Annotated in this window: 5 protein-coding genes and 1 pseudogene; 1 reads left to right on the top strand and 5 read right to left on the bottom strand. The window is 69.8% G+C overall.

All coding sequences use genetic code 11. From position 1 onward, the window contains the following. Together ACK5IN_RS06655 and sucC are read right to left on the bottom strand one after the other, a co-directional pair. A pseudogene (locus ACK5IN_RS06655) lies at nucleotides 1-232 on the bottom strand (succinate--CoA ligase subunit alpha); the annotation flags it as partial. 19 nt (nucleotides 233-251) lie between these two features. Then, on the bottom strand, nucleotides 252-1,418 hold the full coding sequence (gene sucC, locus ACK5IN_RS06650; RefSeq protein WP_416895413.1) for an ADP-forming succinate--CoA ligase subunit beta: 1,167 nt from the start codon (nucleotides 1,416-1,418) through the stop codon (nucleotides 252-254). A 155-nt stretch (nucleotides 1,419-1,573) separates the two neighbouring features. Between sucC and ACK5IN_RS06645 the strand changes: the two genes are divergently transcribed. Continuing rightward, on the top strand, nucleotides 1,574-2,242 hold the full coding sequence (locus ACK5IN_RS06645; protein WP_416895412.1) for a TetR/AcrR family transcriptional regulator: 669 nt from the start codon (nucleotides 1,574-1,576) through the stop codon (nucleotides 2,240-2,242). Between the two features lie 101 nt (nucleotides 2,243-2,343). Here ACK5IN_RS06645 and ligD read toward each other — a convergent pair whose 3' ends face one another. From ligD to ACK5IN_RS06630, 3 genes are all read right to left on the bottom strand, one after another. Beyond that, nucleotides 2,344-3,369 (bottom strand): non-homologous end-joining DNA ligase, encoded by a 1,026-nt coding sequence (gene ligD, locus ACK5IN_RS06640; RefSeq protein ID WP_416895411.1) that lies wholly within the window; start codon nucleotides 3,367-3,369, stop codon nucleotides 2,344-2,346. Nucleotides 3,370-3,408: 39 nt separating this feature from the next. Next, a complete protein-coding gene (locus ACK5IN_RS06635; protein WP_416895410.1) occupies nucleotides 3,409-4,479 on the bottom strand; it encodes an SseB family protein in 1,071 nt (356 codons plus the stop codon). A gap of 148 nt (nucleotides 4,480-4,627) precedes the next feature. Next, nucleotides 4,628-6,960, bottom strand: a 2,333-nt coding sequence (locus ACK5IN_RS06630) for an ATP-dependent helicase (RefSeq protein ID WP_416895409.1), incomplete at its 5' end; no start/stop codon positions are given.

Genomic DNA, 6,960 nt, shown 5'->3' with positions numbered 1-6,960 from the left:
ATACGTCGGCGCCGGTTTCGGCCATCGCCTCGGCGACACTGGCAAACACAGGCAGTTCGACGGCGTTGCCGTCGCGGTCGGTGTGCGCGACGGTCGTGCCGGCCTTGCGCGCGTTGACGCCGCCGACGATCTGGGTGCCCGCCTTGAGCATCAGCGCGGTGTGCTTGGTGCCCTCGCCGCCGGTGATGCCCTGGACGATGACCTTGGAATCCTTGTTCAGGAAGATCGACATGTTCTCTAGTCCTTCACTCTCAGGCGGCGGCGAGCTCGGCGGCCTTGTCGGCGCCCTCGTCCATGGTGGCGGCCAGGGTGACCAGCGGGTGGGCGTACTCGGCGAGGATCGCGCGCCCCTCGTCGACGCGGTTGCCGTCCAGACGCACGACGAGCGGCTTGGATGCGGTGGCCCCGAGCGTCTTGAGTGCGCCGACGATGCCGTTGGCCACGGCGTCGCACGCGGTGATGCCGCCGAACACGTTCACGAACACGCTCTTGACCTGCGCGTCGCCGAGGATGACATCCAGCCCCGCAGCCATGACCTCGGCCGAGGCGCCCCCGCCGATGTCGAGGACGTTCGCCGGCTTGACCCCGCCGTGGTTCTCCCCGGCGTACGCGACGACGTCGAGGGTCGACATGACCAGGCCCGCACCGTTGCCGATGATGCCGACCTCGCCGTCGAGCTTGACGTAGTTCAGCCCCGACTCCTTGGCCTTGGCCTCGAGCGGATCGGCGGCGCCCTTGTCTTCGAGCGCCTCGTGGTCGGGGTGGCGGATCTCGCTGGCGTTCTCGTCGAGGGTGACCTTGCCGTCGAGGGCGATGATGTCGCCCTCTTCGGTACGCACGAGCGGGTTGACCTCGACGAGCGTCGCGTCTTCGCCCCTGTACACCTCGTACAGCGACACGAAGACATCGGCGACCTGCTCGACGAGCTCGGCGGGGAAGTTCGCCGCCTGCGCGATCTCGACGGCCTTGGCCTTGTCGATGCCGGTGGGCGGGTCGACCTCGATGCGGGCGAGCGCCTCGGGGCGCTCGACGGCGAGCTCTTCGATCTCCATGCCGCCCTCGACGCTGCACAGCGACAGGTAGGAGCGGTTGGCGCGGTCGAGCAGCACCGAGAAGTAGAACTCCTCGGCGATGCGGGCGCCCGCGGCGACCATGACGCGCTGGACCACGTGGCCCTTGATGTCGAGGCCGAGGATCGCCTTGGCGGCCTCGTACGCCTCGTCGGGGGTCTTCGCGACCTTCACGCCGCCGGCCTTGCCGCGGCCCCCGGTCTTGACCTGTGCCTTGACGACGACGACGCCGCCGATCTTCTCGGCTGCGGCCTTCGCCTCTTCGGGAGTGTCGGCGACGATTCCGGCGAGCACCGGCACTCCGTACTTCTCGAAGAGGTCCCTGGCCTGGTACTCGTACAGATCCACGTGCATTCCTCCGGTGAGGCTCGAGGGCAGGATGTCTTGATGTCGAGAGAGTTTCGACCGATCAACGAGCCTACTACCCGGGCCTGAGTGCTCGGCGCCGTGTGTCGTCCGCTGCACCGGTCAGCGGGGAACGGCCGCGGTAGGCTCGAACCGATATGAGCGCCGATGCCTCCCCCGCTGCCGCCGAGCGCACCGCGGTGATCTCCGCCGCGCTCGAGCTGTTCCACGAGCACGGGTTCGAAGCGACCTCGGTGGAACAGATCGCGAAGGCCGCGAACGTCTCGCGCTCGACGTTCTTCCGCCAGTTCGGCGGCAAGGAGGACGTGGTCTTCGCCGATCATGAGGTGCTGCTCGATGAGGTGCGCGCATTCCTCGCCGATGGCCGGCACGACGATCCGTTCGCGGCGGTGTGCGAAGCATCCGAACGGGTCTTCCGGCACTTCGCGGCCGACCCTGTCGTCGCCCGCCGCCGCTACGAGATCGTGCGCAGGGTGCCGGTGCTGCGCGAGCGCGAGATCGTCACCGTCTTCCGGTATGAGCGCATCTTCGACGACTATCTGCGCCAGTCGCTGCCCGGCCTCGACCCGATCGACGCCGTCGGGTTCTCGGCGCTGGCGACCGCCGTGCACAACCACGTGCTGCGCCGGCTGCTGCGCGGCGAGGACGTCGCCCCCGACGTGCTGCGCACGGCGCTGGTCACCGCCAGCGCGCGCTTCGGCATCGGCCCCGACGCCGACGGCGAGGACGACGTCGTGGTCGCGGTGTTCCCGCGACGGATGCCGCGGGCCGAGGTGGCACGGCGGCTCGCCACCGAACTGGACTGACCCCTGCCCGACGAGATCCCCGCACCGATGCTCGCGAAGTCCGCGCCCACCGTGCCGGCGAGACCAGGCTTCGGCGCGGCGAGGCGTACGAACGATCAGCGTCAGGCATCCGCCTTCTTCGCCCGGCTGGGCTGCACCCGTGGGGGCTCCCCCGGCATCTTGGGGAACTCGGGCGGGAACGGCAGCTCGCCGAGCCCGGCCTCCAGATCGCGCTGCCACCACTCCAGCAGAGTGTCGATGCGGCCGGGATTCTCCCGCAGCCCCGCCCAGGGGTCGCCGCGCTCGGCGAGCCGCTCCGGCACCGACCGCACCGTGAACGCGGCGGGGTCGGCATCCGCCAGCTCGTCCCACGCCAGCGGCGTCGACACCGTCGCCCCCGGCAGCGCGCGCGGACTGTACGCGCCGGCCATCGTGCGGTCGCGGTTGGCCTGGTTGAAGTCGACGAACAGTCGGTCGCCGCGTTCCTCCTTCCACCAGCTCATGGTCACGCGCGAGGGCATCCGGCGCTCGAGCTCACGCCCGGCAGCGATCACGGCGTGCCGCACGTCGAGGAACTCCCACTCGGGCACGATCGGGCAGAAGACATGGATGCCGCGGTTCCCACTGGTCTTCGCGTACGCCTCGAGCCCGGCCTCGGCGAGCACCTCCCGCAGCGCGGGGGCGATCGCCGCTGCCTCGGCGAACCCTGTGCCGGGCTGAGGATCGAGATCGATGCGCAGCTCGACCGGATTGTCGGTGTTCTGCGCGAGCGAGGCCCACGGATGGAAGACGACCGCGTTCATCTGCACCGCCCACACGGCCGTGGCGATCTCGGTGAGGACGAGCTGTGGATGCCGGCGGCCGCTGTTGTACGTGACGGTGACCGCTTCGACGAAGTCCGGCGCCCCCTTGGGCGGGTTCTTGGAGAAGAAGCTCTCGCCGTCGATCCCGTCCGGGTAACGCTGCAGCGACACGGGCCGGTCGCCGTTCGCGTCGAGGAACGGCGTCGCCACCGTGATGAAGTACTCGGCCAGCTCGTGCTTGGTGATCCCGACATCGGGCCAGATCACCCGGTTGGGGCTCGACAGGCCGATCGGCCGGTCACCGTGCGGGCCGGGGACGGTGAGCGTGATGCGTTCGGAGGCCACCCTTCGACGCTACCCGGCACGCCCGACGGGCAACACCCGTCAGGCGTTCGCGAGCGAGATGACCGGGATCAGGTCGTCGCGGGTCAACTGGATCCAGGGGCCCGCGGCATCCAGCACCACTCCCTGCACGTGCTCGTGCGATGCCAGTGCCGAGGCGAGCTGCTGCGCGGTGAACGGCAGTGGCCGGTCGCCGCGGCCCATCGCCACCACCTCGAGCGGGTGCGAGAAGATCTCGAGGATGCGGTTGCCATCCGCGTCGCGTGACTCGGCGATGCCCAGGCGCCCTTCCCCGGACGCGTCGGGCTCGGACGTGTTGACGGCCACGAACAGCGGCGCCTCGGTGAGCGCGCGGGCGACCGCGCCCGGCGTCTCGGGCGTGCGGGGTGCGGCGAGCAGCGTCTTGAGCGTGAGCGCGGGGTCGGCGCGCTCGACCATCTGCTGCACGAGGTCGCGCGGCAGGACGATGCGATGCGGCGTCGACGAAGGATCGATGATGAGCCCCGCGAAGTCTCCGGCCAGCACGTGCGACAGCACGGCCATCACGGGCTGCCCCATCGCCGAGGTCTGGGCGTTGCCGTCGTCCTGGACGGCGCGCTGCAGCGCGACGCCCGAGCTGTATGCGAGCGCCCACTGCTTGTCGTCGGTGCGCAGCACGGCGAGCGGCAGGTCCTTGCCCTCGCCCAGCAGCGCACGGGCATCGCCCTGCACGCGCAGGAACAGGTGGTTCTGCATGACCTGACGGGCCACGCGCAGCAGCGCGACCGACTCGGTGTTCTCGCTCAGCCCGGCGAGCGAGTCACGCAGCAGCACGTTGTCGCGCAGGCCCTTGACGCTGTCGTTCTGCGGCGGGGGAAGCTCAGGACCGCGCCGCGCACGACGGCGGTCGTCGGGCACCTCGGGCGGTGCAGAGGCGGCGGGATGCTGCGCCCCCAGCCCGCCGAAAGCACTCACCGAGATGCCGACCGAGGGCACCTCCTCGGGCTGGGCGGCAGGGGCGGACGCGTCGTGTGCCGGCTCGTCGGGCGTCGGCGCGTCGGCGGCGGTCTCGGCGCCGGACGGGGTGGTGTCGGGCTCGGCGCGACGCTTGTCACGACGGGAGAAGAGGGCCATCGTTCCAGCCTAACCACTGCACCTGAGGGTGCCTCTCGGCCGTGTGCCCGTCGGCACGATGTTCGCAGTTTCGCGGCGTGCGCGCAGGCATCCACTCTCTGCCTGCGGACTTCGCGCGTTTCTGCGAACCTGCTCAGGCGCCGCGTGCTCAGAGCTTCTCGATCGGCGCGATCTTCACGAGCAGCTTCTTCGTCGCACCGGCGTCGAAGCGCACATGCGCGATGCGCTTCGCGCCCTCGCCCGTGATCATGTCGACACGCCCTTCGCCGAAGTCGTCGTGACGGATGCGGTCGCCGGGCACGAGCTCCATGGCGCTGTTGTCGCGCACCTTGGCAGGGATGCGATTGGGGAACCGGTCGAGCGAGGTCGTCTTCGGGGCGAGCCGCGGCCGGTCGTCACGGCGCCGGCCGCCCCCGCCGCCGCGAGCTGCCGTGCGTGCGCCTCCCGGCCCGAGGCTCCGCCGGGTGTTGACGTCGCCCGGCGACTGCCGCCAGTCGATGAGCTGCGGCGGAATATCCTGCAGGAAGCGGCTCGGCATCGCGACCGACACCTCGCCGAACTGCGCGCGGGTCATCGCCAGCGACAGGTGCAGGCGCTTGCGGGCTCGCGTCAGGGCGACGTAGAACAGGCGCCGCTCCTCCTGCGGGCCGCCGGGCTCCCCTGCCGAGATCCGGTGCGGGATGAGGTCTTCTTCGACACCCGTCACGAACACCGCGTCGTATTCGAGCCCCTTGGCGGTATGCATCGTCATGAGCGACACCGTGCCCGAGGCATCCTCGAGTCCGTCCGCGTCCGACACCAGCGCGACCTCCGCCAGGAAGTCGGCCACCGTGCCTTCGGGGTTGTTGCGGGCGAACTCGCGCGTCACGGCGATGAGCTCGTCGAGGTTCTCAAGCCGCGCCTCGTCCTGCGGGTCGCGACTGGCGCGCAGCGCGTCGGAGTAGCCGCTCTTGTTCAGCAGCAGCTGCAGCCCTTCGGCGACGGCCGTGGGTCGCGGCACCTCGCCGCTGGCGGGCAGCAGCATCTCGGTCGCCTCGGCGAGCACGGCGTCGAGTCGGGAGATCGCCGCCTGGATCTTCGGGCCGACGCCGAGGGCCGAGGCGTTGGCGAGCGCGTCGCGAAAGGCGATGCCCTCATCGGTCGCGTAGCGTGCGATGGATGCCTCGGTGACGCCGCCGATGCCCCGCCGCGGCTTGTTGAGGATGCGCCGCACGGCCATCTCATCGGCGGGATTGGCGACGGCGATGAGGTAGGCCATCGCGTCCTTGATCTCGGCACGCTCGTAGAAGCGCGTGCCACCCATGATCTTGTACGGCACGGCGGCGCGGATGAAGATCTCCTCCAGCGCACGCGACTGCGAGTTGGTGCGGTAGAAGACGGCGATCTCGCCGTAGCCGACGCCCGCGCGATGCAGCTCTTCGACCTCGTCAGCGACGAACTGCGCCTCGTCGTGCTGTGAGTAGCCGGTGAACCCGACGATCGGCTCACCCGCGCCGACATCGGTCCACAGCTTCTTGTCCGTGCGGTCGAAGTTGTGGCCGATGACGGCGTTGGCGGCATCGAGGATGTTCTGCGTGGAACGGTAGTTCTGCTCGAGCAGGACGACCTTCGCCCCCGGGAAGTCCCGCTCGAACTCCGAGATGTTGCGGATGTCGGCACCGCGGAACGCGTAGATCGACTGGTCCGAGTCGCCGACGACGGTGAGGGATGCCGCGTCCTCGACCGGCAGCAGCGCCATCATCCCGCCGGTCTCCGCGCCCTCCTGCACAGGTCTCGTCAGCTCGTGGATGAGCGCATACTGCGCGGCGTTGGTGTCCTGGTATTCGTCGACGAGGATGTGCCGGAACCGCTTGCGGTACGTGTCAGCCACCTCGGGGAACGCGCGGAACAGGTACACCGTCTGCCCGATGAGGTCGTCGAAGTCGAACGCGTTGGCGCGCTGCAGCTGGCGCTGGTAGGCCGAGAACACCTCGACGAACGCCCGCTCGGCGGGGTCTTCCATATTCGCCTGCCGCGCGTACGACTCGGCGTCGGCGAGCTCGTTCTTGAGCTTGGAGATACGACTCTGCACGCTCGCGGGCGAGTGACCGAAGGCATCCGCCTCGAGTTCCTTCACCAGCCGCTTGATCAACGCACGCGAATCGCCCGAGTCGTAAATGGTGAACGCCTTGGTGAATCCGAAGCGCTCGGCCTCGCGCCGCAGGATGCGCACGCACGCCGAGTGGAACGTCGAGATCCACATGCCGCGCGCGGCATCGCCGACGAGCGCCTCGACGCGCTCACGCATCTCGTTCGCGGCCTTGTTGGTGAACGTGATGGCGAGGATCTGGCTCGGCCACGCCTCGCGGTTGCGCAACAGGCTCGCGATGCGGTGCGTCAGCACGCGCGTCTTGCCCGAGCCTGCGCCCGCGACGATCAGCAGTGCGGGCCCGCGATACTCGACGGCGACGCGCTGCGGGGGGTTCAGCCCTTCGAGCAGGT

Source organism: Microbacterium sp., from assembly GCF_047971895.1.
GTDB lineage: Bacteria > Actinomycetota > Actinomycetes > Actinomycetales > Microbacteriaceae > Microbacterium.
Note: the sequence above shows the minus strand (reverse complement) of the source record. Positions and strands in the feature narration are given on the sequence as shown.

Excerpts from the sequence above, each read along its gene's own strand:
- ACK5IN_RS06645 (WP_416895412.1), top strand. The coding sequence starts at position 1,574 with ATGAGCGCCGATGCCTCCCCCGCTGCCGCCGAGCGCACCGCGGTGATC.
- ACK5IN_RS06635 (WP_416895410.1), bottom strand. The coding sequence starts at position 4,479 with ATGGCCCTCTTCTCCCGTCGTGACAAGCGTCGCGCCGAGCCCGACACC.